Annotated in this window: 17 protein-coding genes; 7 read left to right on the top strand and 10 right to left on the bottom strand. The window is 73.3% G+C overall.

Going from position 1 to position 17278, the window contains the following annotated elements:
- Window positions 1-207 precede the first annotated feature (207 nt).
- Window positions 208-1065: a DNA-formamidopyrimidine glycosylase family protein gene (locus tag ACIP4P_RS16730; protein WP_400918847.1), complete on the top strand. Its 858-nt coding sequence runs from the start codon at window positions 208-210 to the stop codon at window positions 1063-1065.
- 29 nt (window positions 1066-1094) lie between these two features.
- Here the strand turns inward: ACIP4P_RS16730 and ACIP4P_RS16725 are convergent, their stop codons facing one another.
- Window positions 1095-1955, bottom strand: coding sequence for an SAM-dependent methyltransferase (locus ACIP4P_RS16725; RefSeq protein WP_400918844.1), 861 nt, complete (start codon window positions 1953-1955; stop codon window positions 1095-1097).
- A 222-nt stretch (window positions 1956-2177) separates the two neighbouring features.
- The gene (locus ACIP4P_RS16720) at window positions 2178-2486 is read right to left on the bottom strand and encodes a hypothetical protein (RefSeq protein WP_400918841.1); all 309 of its coding nucleotides are present in this window, start codon (window positions 2484-2486) and stop codon (window positions 2178-2180) included.
- 4 nt (window positions 2487-2490) lie between these two features.
- Here ACIP4P_RS16720 and ACIP4P_RS16715 point away from each other — a divergent pair, with 4 nt between their 5' ends.
- The 4 genes from ACIP4P_RS16715 to ACIP4P_RS16700 all read left to right on the top strand — a co-directional run bounded on the left by ACIP4P_RS16715 (window position 2491) and on the right by ACIP4P_RS16700 (window position 6293).
- On the top strand, window positions 2491-3072 hold the full coding sequence (locus tag ACIP4P_RS16715; RefSeq protein WP_400918838.1) for a polysaccharide deacetylase family protein: 582 nt from the start codon (window positions 2491-2493) through the stop codon (window positions 3070-3072).
- A 190-nt stretch (window positions 3073-3262) separates the two neighbouring features.
- Entirely contained in the window at window positions 3263-3592 is a 330-nt protein-coding gene (locus ACIP4P_RS16710) for a hypothetical protein (protein WP_400918835.1), read from the top strand.
- 131 nt (window positions 3593-3723) lie between these two features.
- Window positions 3724-4596, top strand: coding sequence for a sulfurtransferase (locus ACIP4P_RS16705; protein WP_400918832.1), 873 nt, complete (start codon window positions 3724-3726; stop codon window positions 4594-4596).
- A gap of 158 nt (window positions 4597-4754) precedes the next feature.
- Entirely contained in the window at window positions 4755-6293 is a 1539-nt protein-coding gene (locus tag ACIP4P_RS16700; RefSeq protein WP_400918829.1) for a M1 family metallopeptidase, read from the top strand.
- A gap of 86 nt (window positions 6294-6379) precedes the next feature.
- Here the strand turns inward: ACIP4P_RS16700 and ACIP4P_RS16695 are convergent, their stop codons facing one another.
- The 4 genes from ACIP4P_RS16695 to ACIP4P_RS16680 form a co-directional block, all read right to left on the bottom strand.
- Window positions 6380-7189 carry an aminoglycoside N(3)-acetyltransferase gene (locus tag ACIP4P_RS16695; RefSeq protein ID WP_400918827.1) on the bottom strand — a complete coding sequence of 270 codons (810 nt, stop codon included), beginning with the start codon at window positions 7187-7189 and terminating at the stop codon, window positions 6380-6382.
- Between the two features lie 135 nt (window positions 7190-7324).
- On the bottom strand, window positions 7325-8311 hold the full coding sequence (locus ACIP4P_RS16690) for an NAD-dependent epimerase/dehydratase family protein (protein WP_400918824.1): 987 nt from the start codon (window positions 8309-8311) through the stop codon (window positions 7325-7327).
- A 10-nt stretch (window positions 8312-8321) separates the two neighbouring features.
- Window positions 8322-9443 (bottom strand): alkene reductase, encoded by a 1122-nt coding sequence (locus tag ACIP4P_RS16685; RefSeq protein WP_400918820.1) that lies wholly within the window; start codon window positions 9441-9443, stop codon window positions 8322-8324.
- Window positions 9444-9477: 34 nt separating this feature from the next.
- Window positions 9478-10842 carry a condensation domain-containing protein gene (locus ACIP4P_RS16680; RefSeq protein WP_400918817.1) on the bottom strand — a complete coding sequence of 455 codons (1365 nt, stop codon included), beginning with the start codon at window positions 10840-10842 and terminating at the stop codon, window positions 9478-9480.
- 207 nt (window positions 10843-11049) lie between these two features.
- On the opposite strand from ACIP4P_RS16680, the gene ACIP4P_RS16675 reads away from it, so the two are divergent.
- On the top strand, window positions 11050-12384 hold the full coding sequence (locus ACIP4P_RS16675; RefSeq protein WP_400918814.1) for an MFS transporter: 1335 nt from the start codon (window positions 11050-11052) through the stop codon (window positions 12382-12384).
- 103 nt (window positions 12385-12487) lie between these two features.
- Here ACIP4P_RS16675 and ACIP4P_RS16670 read toward each other — a convergent pair whose 3' ends face one another.
- Together ACIP4P_RS16670 and ACIP4P_RS16665 are read right to left on the bottom strand one after the other, a co-directional pair.
- Window positions 12488-13300, bottom strand: a complete 813-nt coding sequence (locus tag ACIP4P_RS16670) for a class I SAM-dependent methyltransferase (RefSeq protein WP_400918811.1) — start codon at window positions 13298-13300, stop codon at window positions 12488-12490.
- A gap of 163 nt (window positions 13301-13463) precedes the next feature.
- Window positions 13464-14054: a hypothetical protein gene (locus ACIP4P_RS16665; RefSeq protein ID WP_400918808.1), complete on the bottom strand. Its 591-nt coding sequence runs from the start codon at window positions 14052-14054 to the stop codon at window positions 13464-13466.
- A gap of 145 nt (window positions 14055-14199) precedes the next feature.
- On the opposite strand from ACIP4P_RS16665, the gene ACIP4P_RS16660 reads away from it, so the two are divergent.
- On the top strand, window positions 14200-14709 hold the full coding sequence (locus tag ACIP4P_RS16660; RefSeq protein WP_400918805.1) for a DinB family protein: 510 nt from the start codon (window positions 14200-14202) through the stop codon (window positions 14707-14709).
- 24 nt (window positions 14710-14733) lie between these two features.
- On the opposite strand, the gene ACIP4P_RS16655 is transcribed toward ACIP4P_RS16660, so the two are convergent.
- Together ACIP4P_RS16655 and ACIP4P_RS16650 are read right to left on the bottom strand one after the other, a co-directional pair.
- Complete coding sequence (locus tag ACIP4P_RS16655) at window positions 14734-15255, bottom strand: hypothetical protein (protein ID WP_400918802.1); 522 nt, start codon at window positions 15253-15255, stop codon at window positions 14734-14736.
- A gap of 214 nt (window positions 15256-15469) precedes the next feature.
- Window positions 15470-17107, bottom strand: coding sequence for a CehA/McbA family metallohydrolase (locus ACIP4P_RS16650; RefSeq protein WP_400918799.1), 1638 nt, complete (start codon window positions 17105-17107; stop codon window positions 15470-15472).
- Between the last annotated feature and the right edge of the window lie 171 nt (window positions 17108-17278).

Raw genomic sequence — 17278 nt, 5'->3', positions numbered from 1 at the left:
GCCTGGCCGCCGTTGGCAGTCTGAAAATCACCCGTCACGCCCCTCTCCGCACCCACCCCCTCCACCGCCCCCTCCCGCAGCGCGTCCCTCTCGCCTGGTCGGGTGGGAGGGGGGAGGTGGGTGGGTGCTGGGGGTGGGTACGGGCGGGTCTTTTGGGCGCGCGGGCTTCGCCCTGCGCGCCCCTGGGGGGTGGGGGAGACTGGGCGCATGCCGGAGTTGCCTGAGGTGGAGGCGTTGAGTGCCTTCCTGGGTGAACGGTTGACCGGGCGGGTGATCGCTGAGGTGCAGCCGGTGGCGATCAGTGCGTTGAAGACGTACGAACCGCCGGTGACGGCGTTGGTGGGGCGGGTGGTGGGGGGTGTGGGGCGGCGGGGGAAGTTCCTGGATGTTGAGGTGGGTGGGTTGCACCTGGTGGTGCACCTGGCGCGGGCGGGGTGGCTGCGGTGGCGCGACGTGCTGCCGGTGGGGGCGGTGAAGCCGGGTGGGCGGAATCCGTTGGCGTTGCGGGTGCGGTTGGAGGGGGAGGGCGGGTTCGATCTGACGGAGGCGGGGACGAAGAAGGGGCTCGCTGTGTATGTGGTGGGGGATCCGGGGGAGGTGCCGGGGGTGGCTCGGTTGGGGCCGGATCCGTTGGAGGTGGGGTTCGAGGAGTTCGCCGCCTTGGTGCGGGGGGACCGGCGGCGGCTCAAGGGGGTGCTGCGGGACCAGAGCGTGCTGGCGGGGGTGGGGAACGCCTATTCGGACGAGGTGCTGCACGCGGCGCTGATGTCGCCGTACAAGCTGGCGTCCAGCCTCACGGAGGAGGAGGCGGCGCGGTTGTACGAGGCGCTCGGCGGCACCCTGCGGGAGGCGGTGGAGCGCTCGCGGGGGCTGGCGGCGGGGGAGTTGAAGGCGGAGAAGAAGCTCGGGCTGCGGGTGCACGGGCGGACCGGGCAGCCCTGTCCGGTCTGTGGGGACACGGTGCGGGAGGTGTCCTTCGCGGACTCCTCGTTGCAGTACTGCCCGACCTGCCAGACCGGGGGCAAGTTGTTGGCGGACCGGAGGCTGTCGCGGCTGTTGAAGTGAGTCGCTTCAACAGCCGCGACGTGCTCGTCTTAGCGCTTGATGGCGACGCCGCCCCAGTAGTAGGCGGCCTTCGGGTCGGCCGGGGGCTCGCCGTCCGGGCGCCAGGCGAGGACCGGGGAGAGGCCGGGGTCGACCAGGTCCCAGCCGTCGAAGAAGCGGAGCACGTCCTCGTAGCCGCGGGGGACGAGGGTCATCCCGCCGGCCCGGGCGGCCTCGGCGACCTTGCCGACCGCCTCCGGGGCGAAGTCCGCGGTGGGGGTGGTGAGGGCGAGGCAGCTGCCGGCGGGGAGGGCGTCGCGCAGGGCGGCGACCCGGCCCCAGGGGTCGTCCTCGTCGGCGATCAGCATCAGGACGGCGATCATCAGCAGGCCGACCGGCTGGGTGAGGTCGAGGGTGGAGGTGAGCGCCGGGTCGGCGAACAGTTCCTCGGGCTTGCGCAGGTCGGCGTGGATGTAGGTGGTGCGGCTGGCCGGGCTGGAGACCATCAGGGCGCGGGCGTGGGCGAGCACGATGGGGTCGTTGTCGACGTAGACGACCCGGGTGCCGGGGCTGACCGACTCGGCGATCTCATGGGTGTTCGGGGAGGTCGGGATGCCGGTGCCGAGGTCGAGGAACTGGCGGATGCCGTGCTCCTGGGCGAGGTGGCGGACTGCTCGGCCCTGAAAGGCGCGGTTGGCCTTGGCCATCTCCTTGACGCTCGGGACGGCCTCCTCGATGGCCTGGCCCATGGCGCGGTCCGGCGGGAAGTTGGTCTTGCCGCCCAGCCAGTAGTCGTAGACGCGGGCCGAGTGGGGAGTGGTGGTGTCGACGCCGAAACGTTCCCACTGGCTGAGCTCGGCGGCATCGTCGTCCTGCGGGCCCTGCTGGGGGAAGTCCTGACTTGTCGTCATGGCCACGTCCTCTGATGGCAGATCATCACACTGGTGAAGGCGCAGTGTAGCGGCCTCGGAGGGAGGCTGGGCGTCCGGTCGGGGAAGGGTTGTCGACGGGCCGGGGTGGTGGGGTGTGGACGGCTTCGTTTGGGCCGTCGGAGTGGTGATCGGGGCTGTCGGGGCCTCGCTTGGGGAGGGGCGGTGACCTGCGGGGCAAGCATTCAGAATGCTGTCTGATCGTCAGATTAAGGGTCCGGTCCCTTCGCGCAGGTTGCTGTTGGTCGCGTCCGGGATGTCGCTGCTCGGGGCGGCCGCCGGGTGCAGCCCCTGGAAGGCCCCCGATGCCGCGTCCGCTACGGGGAATCCACAGGCCGCGGGCGACGTGCCGGCGGCGCTCGTTCCCTCGGGTGCGGCGTCCTCCCCGGCTCCGCTGTCCCCCGTCCCCTTCACGCCGAGCGGCTCGCCTCCGGTGCCCTCGCCGGTGCCGCCCTCGTCCTCGCCCGATGGGGTGCAGCCGGTCCGCAGGGCGCTCAGCGAGGCGGAGAGCAAGCCGGTGTACGACCTGGATCCGTCGCAGCGGGTGGTGGCGCTCACCATCGACGACGGGCCGGACCCCCGGTACACGCCCCAGGTGCTGGACCTGCTCCAGCAGCACGGGATCCGGGCGACGTTCTTCCTGGTCGGGGAGTGCGCCGTCGAGCACCCGGAGCTGGTGCGGGAGATCGCGGACCGGGGCCACCACATCGCCAACCACACCTGGACCCACCCGGACCTGCGGCACATGTCCGAGAGTGCCGTCCGGGACGAACTGGAGCGCACCAGCGATCTGCTGCACAAGACCACCGGGCGGCTGCCCACCTGGTTCCGGGCGCCGGGCGGGGACTTCTCGCCGGTGTCGCTGAGGGTGGCCGCCGACCTCGGGCTGCGGAACATGAGCTGGACGGTGGACCCGCGGGACTGGTCCCGGCCGGGGACGGCGTCGATCATCGACACCGTGCTCAAGGACGTCCGGCCCGGCTCGATCGTGCTCAACCACGACGGGGGCGGGGACCGCTCGCAGACGGTGGCGGCGCTGAAGGCGTACCTGCCGGTGTTGATCGACTCGGGGTACTTCTTCACGGCTCCGCCGAACTGAGAATATGAACGCCGGATTTGCGGCTGGGGATTATGGCGGCATATGTCGGTGGGTCGAGTAATGGCTTTGCGGTTTAAACCACTCGAATGGGTGGATTAGGAGAACCGTTTCTGCGGATTTTGGGCCTCTAAGGTGATCTCGCACCAGTTCTTCGGGTACCTCTGTGTACCACCTGAAAGGCTTTTGACTCATGCGTCTCCGCAATGCCGTGCTCGCCCTCGCCAGCGCCGCTGCTCTGGTCCTCACCGTTCCGATGTCCGCCAGTGCCGCTGCCGCTGGCGAATTCTCCTACAAGTACGGCCGCGGTCTCCCTGGCTTCCTGGTCGACCCGCCGAGCGGGGAGTGCATCGACGCCCTGGGGGCACTCGCGGACGACCCGGCCTTCGCCCCGTACAACCACACCACCTCCACCGCCACGGTGTTCCTGGACTTCGGCTGCAGCGGGGAGACCTACTACGTGATGGACCCCGGAAAGAAGCTGGGCGACCGGCTGAAGTTCCGCTCGGTCATCTTCTCCTGAGCGGAGCGAACCGCGAGGTGGCCCGGGCCGGGCGGTCGGCGTAGCGTCGAACTGTCCGGCCCGGTCGCCGGTGTCTCCTGCTGCTCCTGCGATCCGCCCGTGGTCGGGCGTGGTGCGAAGGAGGTCCGGGGATGACCGGCAACGGCTACGCGCACCCCGAGTCGCTGGTCGACACGGAGTGGTTGGCCCACCACCTGGACGACGGGACGGTCCGGGTGGTCGAGGTGGACGAGGACACCGAGGCGTACGAGCGGGGGCACATCCCGGGCGCGGTCGGGTGGAACTGGACCACCGAGCTGCACAGCCAGGTCGGGCGGGACTACGCCGACCGGGAGGGCGTCCAGCGGCTGTTGCGGGCGGCGGGGGTGGAGGACGACAGCACGGTGGTGCTGTACGGGGGCAACAACAACTGGTTCGCCGCGTACGCGTTCTGGCTGCTGCGGCTGCGCGGCTACGGGCCGGTGAAGCTGTTGGACGGCGGGCGGAAGAAGTGGGAGCTGGAGGGGCGGGAGCTCACCCACGAGGTGATGGACTACCAGCACTCGGGTTTCCGGCTGACCGGGCCGGAGCGGCCGGAGCTGCGGGCGCTGCGGGACGAGGTGCTCGCGAAGGCCGAGGTGTTCGCCAAGCCCGGTGCGGACGCGGTGCTGGTGGACGTCCGCTCCCCGGCGGAGTTCCGGGGCGAGTTGATCGCGCCGGCGCACCTGCCGCAGGAGCAGGCCCAGGTGCCGGGGCACATCCCCGGGGCGGTCAACGTGCCCTGGTCGCAGGCGGCCGACGACGACGGGTCGTTCCGGTCGGCGGAGGAGCTGCGGGAGCTGTACGGGGGCCGGGGGGTCTCCGCGGAGCGTGAGGTGATCGCCTACTGCCGGATCGGGGAGCGCTCGGCGCACACCTGGTTCGCACTGAGTGAGCTGCTCGGGTACCCGCACGTGAAGAACTACGACGGCTCGTGGACGGAGTACGGCTCGCTGGTGCGGGCGCCGGTGGTGCTGGGGGCCTGAGCGGACGGGCGGGGCGGGTGGGGCCGGTGACGTTGCTGCGGCGGCGTCATTTCGGCGCGTTTCTTTTCATGAACATCTCACAATCGGGGAGTGGGCGGCGGGCTGCCGGGACAAGGATCGATCCGACCCAATCGATCCGGTGATCCTGGAGGACCACGTTGCGCAAGAGGCTGATCGTCTCCGCCGCGAGTGCCCTGAGCCTGTTCCTGGCCGTCCCCGCCTCGGCCACGGACTTCCAACCCGGCGCGGCCGGGATCGGCGACCCCTACTACCCGACCTACGGCAACGGCGGCTACCGCGTCTCGCACTACGACATCCGGCTGAAGTACCAGCCCGCGACCGACGAGCTGGAGGGCACCACCACCATCCTCGCCACGGCGACCCAGGACCTCTCCCGGTTCGACCTCGACTTCGCGTTGAACGTCTCCGAGGTGCGGGTCAACGGCCGGCCCGCGACCTTCACGACCAGTGGTGAGCAGGAGCTGGTGATCACCCCGGCCCGGCCGCTGGCCAAGGGCAGCCAGGCCACCGTGGTGGTCCGCTACAAGGGCGTGCCGTCGACGGTGAAGAAGTACGGCTTCACCGCCTGGCACCGCACCCCGGACGGCGCGGTGGCGGCCGACGAGCCCGAGGCCGCGTGGTGGTGGTACCCGAGCAACGACCACCCGAGCAACAAGGCGACCTACGACGTCTCGGTGCAGGTGCCGGACGGCAACCAGGTGATCAGCAACGGCGTGCTCACCGGCACCAGCTCGCAGGCCGGCTGGACCCGGTACAGCTGGCGCGAGAACAAGCCGCAGGCGACGTACCTGACGACTCTGGCGGTCGGGAAGTTCGACATCACCACCGACACCACCGCGAGCGGGCTGCCGGTCTACAACGCGTACAGCAAGGACCTCGGCGACAACGCGGACGCCGCCCGGGCGAGCGTCGAGCGCACCGGCGAGCTGGTGGACTGGCTGAGCGGCTACTTCGGCGACTACCCGTTCAGCTCGGTCGGCGGCTACGTGCCCAACGTGCCCACCGGCTACGCCCTGGAGACCCAGACCCGGGTCTTCTACAGCCCCAAGCAGTTCGCCAAGGGCACCAACACCTCCGTGGTGGTGCACGAGTTGGCGCACCAGTGGTACGGCGACAGCGTCTCGCTCTCGCGCTGGAGCGACATCTGGCTGAACGAGGGCTTCGCCCGGTACGCCCAACTCCTCTGGTCCGAGCACGAGAACGAGGGCACCGCGCAGGAGCTCGCCGACTACATCTACGCCTCGCACCCGGCCGAGGACCCCTTCTGGAGCGTCAAGCCCGGTGACCCGGGCCCGGACAACCAGTTCGCCACCGCCGTGTACGACCGGGGCGCGGTGGCCATCCAGGCGCTGCGCAACACCATCGGGGACGAGAAGTTCTTCAAGATCCTCAAGGGCTGGCCGACCGAGCGCAAGTACGGCAACGCGACCATCGCGGAGTTCCAGGCGTATGCGGAGAAGGTGTCCGGGCAGAAGCTCGGGGACCTCTTCAAGACCTGGCTGTTCACCCCCGCGAAGCCGGCCGTCGGGCCGGTGGTGCCGGGTGCGGCGGCCCCGGCCGCGCTGGCGCCCGGGGCGCACGCGGATGCGGCCCGGGACGACGTGAAGGCGTTGGTGGAGCCGAAGTCCTGGAAGCAGATCCAGGAGAGCACCTCCGTGCACGCGGGGACGCACTGACGGCCGTACGGTGAGGTGACGGGCGTGGCCCGGTCGGCTGTTCGCGCTCGGTACGGGAGGTACGGGAGCGCGAACGGGCGGCCGGGCTACGCCGCTCCGGGGCCGTCCGCCGCGAGCAGTTCGGTGAGGCGGCGGACGGCGAAGGGTATGAGCTCGCGGACCGGGACCAGCCGGCAGGGCGCCTCGCCGACCAGCACCTCGCGGATGCCCGCCCGCTCCTCGAACTCCCGCCCCACCACCGGGAAGTGGGTGTCGTTGTCGTTGCCGACGTCGGGCGCCTCGATCCACACCCGCTCGCCCTGGATCTCCATCGGGAAGCGGCGCAGCTTGAGCCGGCGGTTCGGCGCGAAGGTCTCGGCGTAGTGCAGGAAGGTGTTGCGGTTGTGGCCGACGCCGACCAGCAGCACGTACCCGCCGAGGTCGTGCAGGGCGCCGAAGGGCGACTCCCGGCCGACCGCCCAGCCGAGCGAGCGGCGGGCGGTGACCTCCCGGGCGTGGGCGCCGACGGCGGCGACCGAGGCCTGCGGGTGGGTGCTGCGCAGGCTCTCCGGCAGGGCGCGCAGCGCCTCGGCGACGGCGCCCATCGGGGAGGGCAGGTCGGCGTGGAACAGCGGGACCGCGGCGCGGAGTTCGGCGATCTTGGGGCTGGGAACGCCGGCGTGGTAGGGCGCCGGGTCGCAGACCGTGCTGCCGGTGAAGGCGGGGACGGCCACCGTGCCGCCCGGGCCGACGGCCTCGCGCAGGCTCGCCACCACGGCCGCCGCCCCGCCCTCGACCCGGCCGAGGGCGGAGAGCGAGGAGTGCACGATCAGTGCCATGCCGGGGCGGACCCCGACCCGGTGCCAGCCGTCCACGAGGTCGGCGGTGGTGAGCGGGCTGCTGCCCGGAGTGGTCATGGTCCCCCCTGGTGACGGTGGTGCTGGGTCTTCTGGGCGTGCTGATGCGGATTCGTACCGGTGTGGTGCGATTTCCGTTCGAGGGCGACCCTAGCGGGTGGCACTGACAATCGGTCAGGAGGGGGGTACCCTCCGTCAGTCCACCCGTCGGTCCACCGTCGGGCCGCGGTGTCCGGCCAGCAGCAGAACCTCCTGGTCGGCGGTGAAACCGTGGTCGAGCGGGGGTTCGCCGCGGCCGCGGTCCCAGGCGAGCACGTCGGCGGCGGTCACCGCGAGCGGGGTGGCGGGCAGGCCGGCGGCCCGGGCCCGGGCGGGGTCGCGCCGCTGGCCGGGCCAGAGCGGTTCGGCCCGGAGCAGCGGGAAGAACGGCGGGGCGCTCTCCGGCGGGACCGGGACGATCTCGACCTCGGTGCCCGCGACCTCGGCGCAGGTGGCGATCAGCCCGCCCAGGGTGGTCGGTTCGGCCGGGCCGACGGCGTGGAAGGCGCCCGGCCGGTCGTCCTGGAGCAGTCGGACCACCAGCCGGGCCAGGTCGCGCGAGTCGACCAGCTGGACCGGCTGTTCGGGGCGGCCGGGCAGCGCGACCCGGCCGCCGCGGGCCGCCCGGCGGACCCAGTAGGTCAGTCCGCGCTGCTCGTCGTACGGCCCGGCGACCTTTCCGGGGCGCACGATCGTCGCCCGGTCGCCGTAGCGGGCGGTGACGTCCTGCTCGCAGGCGACCTTGAGCGGGCCGTAGGTCTCGTCGGTCAGCTCCTCGGCCTCGCGCAGCGGCTCGCGGAGCGGGGCGGACTCGTCGGAGCGGTCGGCGGGTCCGTCCTGCCGGTAGACCGCGTGGCTGGAGACGAACAGGTAGCGGCCGACCCGGTCGTCGAGGGCGGCCATGGCCTGGCCGACCTGGCGCGGGCGGTAGCCGCTGAGGTCCACCACGGCGTCCCAACCGCCCCCGCGCAGCGCGGAGTAGTCGCCGGTGTCGCGGTCGCCGAGGAGGTGGCGGGCCTCGGGGAAGAGGCCGGGGTTGGTCCGGCCGCGGTGGAAGAGGGTGACCTCGGCACCGCTGCGCAGGGCGTCGGCGGCGATCGCGCGGCCGACGAAGGAGGTGCCGCCGAGGAGGAGGATGCGCATGGCCTCCAGGCTAGGACTCGGGGTCAAGTCCGTTTTCTCGGAGGGTGGGAGAGAGCTTCGGGTAGTCGGTGTAGCCGGCGGCCTGCTGGCCGTAGAGGTGGGTCTCGTCAACGGGGGTGAGCGGGGCGCCGGTGGCGAATCGTTCCGGCAGGTCGGGGTTGGCGATGAAGGTGCGGCCGTAGGAGACCAGGTCGGCGAGGCCGCTGGCGAGGACCGCCTCGCCGCGGGCGCGGTCGGTGGCGGCGCGGTTCTCGCCGACGTTGGCGATCAGCGGGCCGGACCAGCGGGGGCGCAGGTCGGCCAGGGCCGGGTAGTCGTCGTTGTCGGTGAGGTGGAGGTAGGCCAGGCCGAGGCCGTCCAGTTCGGCCAGCAGTGCCCGGTAGACCGGGGCCGGGTCGGCCTCGTGCATGCCGAACTGCGGGTTGCCGGGGGAGAGGCGCAGGCCGAGGCGGTGCGGGCCGACCTCCTCGGCGACGGCGGTGACCAGTTCGACCGGGAAGCGGAGCCGGTCGGCGAGGGTGCCCGGGCCGTACTCGTCGGTGCGCAGGTTGGTGTTGTCGGCCAGGAACTGGTGGATCAGGTAGGAGTTGGCGCCGTGCAGTTCCACGGCGTCGAAGCCGGCGGCCAGCGCGTTGCGGGCGGCGGTCACGTGGTCGGCGATCGTCCGGTGGATCTCCTCCCTGGTCAGGGCGCGCGGGGTGACGGCCTCGGCCTTGCCGCCGTCCCGGACGTGCACCGGGCCCGGGGCCGGGACGGCGGAGGGGCCGGCCGGGACGTCGCCGAGCAGCCGGTTCAGCGGGTGGCCCTGGCGGCCGCCGTGCATCAGCTGGGCGACGATCCGCCCGCCGGCCGCGTGCACGGCCTCGGTCACGGCACGCCAGCCGGCCACGTGCGCGGGCGTCTCCAGGCCGGGCAGCCGCCAGCCGGACTGGCCGGCCCGGCTGGGCCAGATGCCCTCGGTGACGATCAGTCCGGCGCTCGCGCGCTGGGCGTAGTAGTCGGCGACGACGGGCAGCGGCGTACCGTCCTCGGCGGCCCGGTAGCGGGTCATCGGGGCCATGACGATGCGGTTGGGCAGGTCGAGCCCGCCGAGGCGGTACGGGCTGAGCAGGGATTCGGTGGTGGTGGTCATGCCAGTACGGTAGAAGTTGACACCGGTGTCAGGTTCAACCGGCGTGGGCGTCCCGGGCGGCTTCGGTGATGATCAACTCCTCGATGCCGTACAGGAATCGGGCCATCTCGGGGCGCGGGAGCACGGCCGGGTCGGCGGTCATGGCGAGGCTCAGCGCCTCCGGGGACTGCAGGGCGTCCAGGGCGTAGGTCAGGCCGGGGCGCGGCTCGAACTCGACCGGCCAGCTGAGGGTGGTGCCCTGCTCGTCCGGCGCGGGAGCGGCCGGGAGCAGGTCGCGGGTGTCGTTGAAGACGCAGGAGCGGTCGGCCAGCGGCAGGCCCTCGGCGGTGAGCCGGTCGGTCTCGGCGGCCAGGGCGAGCTTGTCGAAGTAGGCGTGCCGGTAGGTGCCGATCGCGGCGGCGTGGGTACGGCGCACCACGTCGCCGAACTCGGCGGTGGCGTCCGGGAGATGGAAGAGTCCGTCGCCGGCGACCACGCTCACCGCGTCCGTCAGCCCGGGCAGGAAGCGGTTGTTGACCACGACGCCGAGCACGGCCTCGGTGCGGCCGGCCAGTCGGGCGGTCATCGCGGCGGTGGCCGCGAGTAGGACGGAGGAGGTGCTCACCCGGTGGGCGGCGGCGACCCGTTCGACCGCGCGGGGGAGGGCGGGCGAGCGCAGCACGGCGTTGGGGAAGGGCTCGGGCTGCGCGGCCGGGTCGGACGTCGTGGCCGGGTCGGGCTGCGGGAAGAGGCGGGGCGGGGCGAGGCGGAGCTTGCGCAGGAACTGCTTGCGGGCGGCCTCGTCGCGGCGCCGGCCGCGCTCGGACTGCTGGAACTCGGCCTCCTCCAGCGGCTGTTGGGCGGGTTTGCGGAGCTTGGCGAGGTCGTCGGGGGAGGTGCCGAGGCTGAGCGCGGACAGGTCTGCGACCAGGCGGTTCATCCCGGTGCCGTCCACGGCCGTGTGGGAGAGCGCCAGGCTGAGGTACCGGACCAGTCCGTCGACCGTCACCGCGCCGACCCGGATCGGCCACTGGACGGCGGTGTCGAAGGGTCGCTCGGCGAGCTCCCGGTGCAGCCGGGCGCCGGCCTCGGCCGGGTCGGCGCCGTCCGGCAGCCGCTCCAGCTCGACGGTCAATGTGCCTTCCGGGTCGACGACTTGGTGCAGCCGCTGATCGGGCTGGGGGAGCAGTCGGGTGTGCAGCGAGTCGTGCAGGTGCAGCAGTGCGGCCAGGGCGTCGAGCAGGACGGGCAGCGGCAGGCCCGGGTCCAGTGCGGCGCCGGTGGCGATGGTGTAGCGCGGCACGTCGGCCGGGGGCAGTCGGCGGACGGCATCCCAGATGGCCTGTTGGCCCCAGGTGGCCGGTCCGGTCCCGGACCGGCCGGACGAGAACGCGATCTCCAGCAGTTGGCGTGTGGTCACCGTGTGGCTCTCCGTTGGGCGGTGGTTCGGTTCGTCGGTGCCGGTGCGTTGGGAGCGCGGGTGCTGCTGGGGAGAGTGTGGCGCACCGGCCGTCGGGCGTCGAGGGGCTCCGGGCTGCGGTGACGTCCGGAACGGGGGTTCCGGGATCTCTCGATGTGAAGTATCTTGATGTCGAGATTGACAGTGGACGTGAAACGGGGGCCTGCCATGCGGGGGAACGGACTCTGGGCGCAGCTGCGGCGGCCCCCGGGCGGGCGGGACGCCCGGATCATGCTGTTCGCGCAGGGCGTGGACCGGACCGGCACCGGGGTGTGGGCGGCGGCCTCGGTGCTCTACTTCACCTATGTGTGCGGCATGGACGCCGGGCGGCTCGGACTGCTGCTCGGGGTCGGCGCGGTGGCCGGGATCATCGGCTCGCCGCTGGCCGGCCGGGCGGCCGAACGGCTCTCGGTGCGCGGGCTGCTGGTCGGCTGCCACCTGCTGCGGGTCGCCACCATGGTGCTGCTGCTGGTCGTCGACCACTTCGCCGCGCTGCTGGTGGCGGTGGCCCTGACCTGCCTGGCCGAGCGCGGCGCCAAGACCCTGGAGATGCTGTTCGCCACTCGGGTCGCGGGCGAGCGGCGGGCCACCTACCAGGCGCTGTTCCGCAGCGTCGCCAACGGCGGGTACGCGGTCGGCACCGGCTTCGCGGCGCTCGGCCTGGCGGTGGGGAGCACGACCGCCTACCGGGCCCTGATCGTGGCCAACGCGCTCTCCTACCTGCTCGCCGCCGTGCTGATCCGGCGCACCGAGGAGCCGGCCGGGCGGGGGCTGGTGGCCGAGGCGGTGTCCGGGCCGGCGGACCCGGCGGGCCGGGAGGCCGCCGCTGCGGCGCCGAGCCCCTGGCGCGACCGCGGCTACCTGCTGTTCGTGCTGCTGGACCTGCCGATGTGCCTGGACGACTCGGTCCTCAACGTCGGCCTGCCGCTCTGGCTGATCCACCACACCGGTGCGCCGCACGCCGTCGTCCCGGTCTTCCTGACCCTCAACACCGCACTGGTGGTGGTGCTGCAACTGCGCGTCTCCGCCTGGGCCGAACGCCCCGGCGGGGCGACCAGGGCGGTCGGCTGGTACGGGGTGATCCTGCTCGCCAGCTGCCTGCTGATCGCGCTCTCCACCGGCGGCGGGCCGCTGACCGCCTCGCTGGCGCTGCTGGCCGCGGCGGCGCTGGTCACGCTCGCGGAGCTGATGCGCTCGGTGAGCTCCTGGGAGCTGGCCGTCGCGCTCGCGCCGCCGCGCGCCCAGGCCTCCTACCTGGGGGTCGCGGGGATGTCCCAGTCGGTGCAGAAGTCGGTGGGGCCGGTGCTGCTGACCGGCGTGGTGATGGTGGCCGGACCGATCGGCTGGCTGGGGCTCGGCGCGGCCTGCACCGGCCTGGCGGCGGTGCAGCGCCGGGCGAGCCTGCGGCGGCTCGCGGCGCTGGAGGCCGCGGCGGGGGCCTCGGAGGCCTCGGGCGTCGCGGGCGTCGCGGGGGCTCCGGCGGCGACGGTGGCCGTCGGCTGAGCGGGCTCGGAGGCTGGGGGCGAGGGGGCCGAGGAGCGGGGGCACCTGGTGTGCTGTCCGGTGTGGGGTGCCCCGCTCGGCGTGGTCGGTCGGCGGGCCGGGTTCAGGCGCGGACGGCGGTGACGAGGTGGTAGTCGAGGAGGCCGTGGCGCCAGGCGGGAAGGAAGTTACGGGTCCAGTGGTCGGCGGGGACGGCGTCGGTGAGGTAGCGGTCGAGGCCCGGCCAGACGTCGGGGCCGATGGACTCGGTGGTGACCTCGGCGAAGCCGGCGGTGCCGAGGTCGGTGGTGAATCCGTCCAGGGGGTGGGCGATGTCGAGGCCGTCGGCGAAGCTGGCGAGCAGGATCTTGAGCCGCTCGGTGATCTCGGCGCCGGGGGTGGCGAAGAAGCTGGTGACCACCAGACGGCCGCCGGGGCGCAGGACCCGGGCGGACTCCCGGGCGAAGCTGGTGAGTTCGCGGAAGTGCTGGGCGGCCTCGACGGAGTACACGCCGTCCAGGGAGGCGTCGGCGAAGGGGAGTTGGCCGGCCGAGCCGATGGTGTAGCCGAGCCGGTCCGGATAGGTGGCCAGGGCACGGGCGTTGACGGCGCGGGCGCGTTCGATCTGGTCGGGGTGGATGTCCACGCCGGTGACGGCGGCGAAGCGGAACTCCCGTAGGGCCAGGGCCGCGCCGAGTCCGCGCCCGCAGCCGACCTCGGCCAGTCGCAGCTGCTCGCGCGGCTCGGGGTAGGCGCGCAGCACCCGGCGGTAGAGCTGTTCCTGGCTGTGCACCCGGTCGTCGGGGGACGGGGCCGTCAGGTCGATGCCGTGCCAGTCACCGAAGTTGATGAATCCGCCGGCGAAACTGGCGGCCTTGGACAGGTCGTCGGTGCCGTACGTCCGGCGTACTGTCGGGGGGATGTGGTTGTGGTCCATGGGTCGTCGGGTCTCCTGCTCGGTAGCCGCCCGGCGATCGGGCGCGCGGGGGTACGTACCCAAACCCGTGGCGGTCCGAACACGGTACGTGACGGGTCGGGTTCGGTGTTGACCCGGCGTCGTTTCGGCCCGCGGAGTCGGCCCGTGGGGTGAGCCCGTGGGGTCAGCCCGCGGAGGAGTTGCGGCCGCCGGGGGTCGCGGGGGCCCAGGTGGGCGGCGCGGCGGCCTTCTCGGGATCGGGTTCGCGCAGCAGGACCTTCCAGCCGTCGGCGCCCGCGGGGCCGTCGAGGCGCAGCGTCAACTGCTTGCGCAGGCCGGTGTCGTGGAAGTAGAGGACCACGGTCTGGCGCACCGAGCCCTCGTCGTAGAAGTCGGCGGTCACTGCGCCCCGGGCGCCCGCGCCGAAGGCGGCGACCCAGTTGCCGGCGGTGGCCAGGGCCTCGCGGGCGGAGCCGTCGGAGGTGGCGAGTCCGGCCAGGGCGCCCGAGGATCCGTCGGCGAGGCGCCAGACGATCCGCTGGGTGAGCTCCAGGGTGCCGGTGGAGGGGTAGCCGACCACGCGCAGCGGGGGGTGGCCGACGTAGTCGTTGACGTAGTCGAGCCCGTCGTCGGCACTCCGCAGCCAGTAGCCGCCGGCGACGGAGGCGGTCATCAGTGCGGCGACGGCGCCCGCAGCGGTGAGCGGGCGGACGCGGTGGCGCGGGGCGGGCGGGGCGTCGGGCATGGGCGGCCAGGTGTGTGCGAATTCGGTCAAGGAATGATCAAGGATAGGCAAGGTATTGGTCAAGTGGTGCGCCGGGGGTCGGAAACGCGCTGTCCGGCCGGGTCGTCCGTTCGCTACAGTCCGCCGGGATCCGGTCGAGATCGGATCGGGATCCGATCAAGAGGAGCGACGACCCATGAGCGCCGACACCCGACCCGTACCGTCGCTGACCGGCGGCGAGCGCGAGATGCTGCGCGGCTTCCTGGACTACCACCGGGCGACCCTCGCGATGAAGTGCGAGGGCCTCACCGACGAGCAGCTGCGGCAGCGCTCCAGCCCGCCGTCCACGCTGAGCCTGCTCGGCCTGGTGCGGCACATGGCCGAGGTGGAGCGCACCTGGTTCCGCCGGGTGATCGACGGTGAGGACGTCCCGCTGGTCTGGTCCGCGGACGGCGACTACCAGGTCGCCTACGAGACGGGCGGGGCCACCCGGGCCGAGGCCTTCGCCGCCTGGCAGGCCGAGGTCGAGCACTCCCGCCGGATCGAGCTCGCCGCGCCCTCGCTCGACGTCACCGGCCACCAGCCGCGCTGGGACGCCGACGTGTCGCTGCGCCTGGTGATGCTGCACCTGATCCACGAGTACGCCCGGCACAACGGGCACGCCGACTTCCTGCGCGAGGCCATCGACGGGGTGGTGGGGGCGTAGCCGCCCCAGCCCCCGGGGGGGGGGCTACCAGCCGAGGAGGTGGGTGCGGGCGGTGAGGGCGGCGAGGACGGACTTGGCGGCGGTGTCCGGGGTGAGGGCGCCGGTGTCGAGCTCGTGCGGGGTGCCGGGCGTCGCGGTGGTGAGGATCACGTAGTGGAGGGCGGCGCCGGTGGTGCGGCTCTCCCGGCGGAAGGTGTCCAGGGTGGCGGGGGCCTCGGCGCACTCGACCACGACCTGGTAGCCGCCGGTGGCGTAGGCGAAGGCGGCCTGGGCGGCGGCCGCCAGCGCGGTGACCTGCTGCCGGTCGGCCCCGGGGGCCTGAGGGGACAGCCGGCCGTTGCGGATGACCTGGAGGAAGTCGTCCGTCCGCAGGTGGACGCTGGGGTGCAGCTCCTGGGCGAGCAGCTCCGCGACCGGGCTGCCGCCCGTTCGGTCGTCGGAGGTCCCGGAGGTCCCGGAGGCCCCGGCGGGGTCGACGAGGACGAGGACGCCCCCGGCGCCCCGGCCGGCCCCGAGCTCCGGCCCACCTACGGTCGTACGGTTCACAGCTGCTGATCCCTTCGCGGGCCGGGGACGGGTCGGGACGGACATGGACGGGCAGCCGGGGCGGGGCGGTGGGAGTGCGAAGGAGCCGGTCGGCCCGGATGCGGACAGCCGACCGCCTCGTCCCTACGACTGATGCGTTTCGGGGATCAACCTAGTCCAAACGGGTGCCCCGAGTCGTCCCCCTCCCGGCCCGTGGGCGGGTCGCCGGGCGGGCTCAGCGCTCCTCGGCGCGCAGCACGATCGGGTTGGTGAGCGCCGCCATCGGGCCCCAGGGGAGGTCCCCGCCCATGGTGTTGCCCTTGCCCGGAGTGCCGTCCGCCCTCGGGTGGCGGACCTCGGCGCGGACGTAGGCGGCGAGCGAGGCGGTGGTGCGCCAGACCACCGTGCCGGAGCCGTCGGCGGGCAGCGACTCCTGGTGCAGCTGGCCCTCGTCGGTGAGCAGCCGGACGGTGCCGCCGGGCACCCCGGAGACGGCGAGTCGGACGTCCACCGGGGCGTCGGCCGGGACGGTCAGCTCCTCGCCGATGCCCGCCTGACGGCCGTTCCCGGTGGCGGTGAGGTCGAGCGTGACGGCGGCGGACTCGGCCAGCCAGCTGTGCCCGGCGCGCAGCCCGTCCAGGACGGCGTCCCGGGTGAGGTCCTCGGCGAGCACGACGTTGTGGGGCAGGCCGATGACCTGGGGCGCGCTGTGGGCGTCGCTGTTGCCCATCGCGGGCAGCCAGGAGCGGCCCTCCCGCAGGGCCACGGCGAGCTGGGCGTCCCAGGTGTCGACGGCCGACTCGTCGTCGTACGTCCAGGGGCCGTTCCACACCTCGACGGCGTCGGCCTGCTCGTACCCGAACTTCCACTGGCAGGCGATGTACGGGCAGTACGGGTGCGCGGGCACCACCAGGCCGCCGGAGCGGTGGACCTGGCGGACGAAGCGCGGGTACTCCTCGTCCCGGGAGCGGTAGCGCCAGTCGACGAACTGGCCGGGCTCCAGGCCGATGGCGAGCCAGTGGCCGTTGCGGGTGGTGATCTCCTCGCCCGGGACGATCAGCAGGTCGGGGCCGGCCAGCGGGCCCCAGACGGCGTGTGAGGAACTGGTGTTGTGGTCGGTCGAGACGATGAAGTCCAGGCCGGCCGCGCGGGCTCCGGCGGCCACCTCCTCGGGCAGTCGGCGGCCGTCGGAGTACACGGTGTGCAGGTGGCAGTCGCCCCGGTACCAGGCCCGGCCGCGGCCGCGGGCGCGGTCCGGCGGGTAGTGCGGGGTGAACTCGGGCCCGGGCTCGCCGAAGCGCAGGGTGACCTGGACGCGGTAGTCCAGGCCCTGCGGGGCGACCTGGTACGGGCCCAGCACGACGTGCCAGGTGCCCGGGTTGATCGGGCCGGGGAGGTAGCCGGGGGTGGCGGTGTCGCGGGCGACGGCGAACTCGGTGCGGAAGCCGCCGGACCAGCCGCGGAAGCCGTCCCCGCCGAGGTCGGTGCCGCGCTCGTCGAAGATGCCGATGTCGCAGGAGTTGCCGGGGGTGCCGGCCGGTACCTGCGGCTTGTCGTAGCCGTAGGAGACGGCGATCTCCCGGACGCCGTCCGGGACTTCGACCGGGAGGTAGACGAAGTCGGGGGCGCCGGTGGGGAGGTGGCCGGTGAGGGTGAGGGTGCGGTCGGCGCCGGTCGGGGCGGGCTGCGGGTTCGGGGCGGCCGTGGCGGAGCCGCTGGTGGCGGCCAGGCCGAGGGCGGTGGCGGCGCCGGTGGCGAGGCCGGTGCGGAGCAGGTCGCGGCGGGCGGGGCGGGGTTGCCCGGCGGGGTCGGCCTGCTCGGTGGGGTGGGGTTGCTCGGCGGGGTTCGGGGGCGGGGTGGGGTCGGCGGGCATCGGGGCCTCCGGGCTGGGGTGGGCGGGTCCACAGGGTGGCCTACCCCGGGGGGTGAACCGGGGGTGAGGCGGGGCCCACCGGGGTGGGGCGGGTCGGTGAAAGGGGCCCGGGCGGGGAGCGGACGCGGTCCGGCCGGTGGTCCGGATGCGGTCGGGGTGGCGGTCCGGGCG

The sequence above is a fragment of the Kitasatospora sp. NPDC089509 genome, assembly GCF_044749365.1.
Classification (GTDB): domain Bacteria; phylum Actinomycetota; class Actinomycetes; order Streptomycetales; family Streptomycetaceae; genus Kitasatospora.
Note: the sequence above shows the minus strand (reverse complement) of the source record. Positions and strands in the feature narration are given on the sequence as shown.

Bases quoted from the DNA above. Each gene is read 5' to 3' on its own strand.
- ACIP4P_RS16690 (WP_400918824.1), bottom strand. From the start codon at position 8,311: ATGCGCATCCTCCTCCTCGGCGGCACCTCCTTCGTCGGCCGCGCGATC.
- ACIP4P_RS16695 (WP_400918827.1), bottom strand. From the start codon at position 7,189: ATGACCACTCCGGGCAGCAGCCCGCTCACCACCGCCGACCTCGTGGAC.
- ACIP4P_RS16685 (WP_400918820.1), bottom strand. From the start codon at position 9,443: ATGACCACCACCACCGAATCCCTGCTCAGCCCGTACCGCCTCGGCGGG.
- ACIP4P_RS16675 (WP_400918814.1), top strand. From the start codon at position 11,050: ATGCGGGGGAACGGACTCTGGGCGCAGCTGCGGCGGCCCCCGGGCGGG.
- ACIP4P_RS16725 (WP_400918844.1), bottom strand. From the start codon at position 1,955: ATGACGACAAGTCAGGACTTCCCCCAGCAGGGCCCGCAGGACGACGAT.
- ACIP4P_RS16730 (WP_400918847.1), top strand. From the start codon at position 208: ATGCCGGAGTTGCCTGAGGTGGAGGCGTTGAGTGCCTTCCTGGGTGAA.
- ACIP4P_RS16650 (WP_400918799.1), bottom strand. From the start codon at position 17,107: ATGCCCGCCGACCCCACCCCGCCCCCGAACCCCGCCGAGCAACCCCAC.
- ACIP4P_RS16660 (WP_400918805.1), top strand. From the start codon at position 14,200: ATGAGCGCCGACACCCGACCCGTACCGTCGCTGACCGGCGGCGAGCGC.
- ACIP4P_RS16710 (WP_400918835.1), top strand. From the start codon at position 3,263: ATGCGTCTCCGCAATGCCGTGCTCGCCCTCGCCAGCGCCGCTGCTCTG.
- ACIP4P_RS16670 (WP_400918811.1), bottom strand. From the start codon at position 13,300: ATGGACCACAACCACATCCCCCCGACAGTACGCCGGACGTACGGCACC.
- ACIP4P_RS16705 (WP_400918832.1), top strand. From the start codon at position 3,724: ATGACCGGCAACGGCTACGCGCACCCCGAGTCGCTGGTCGACACGGAG.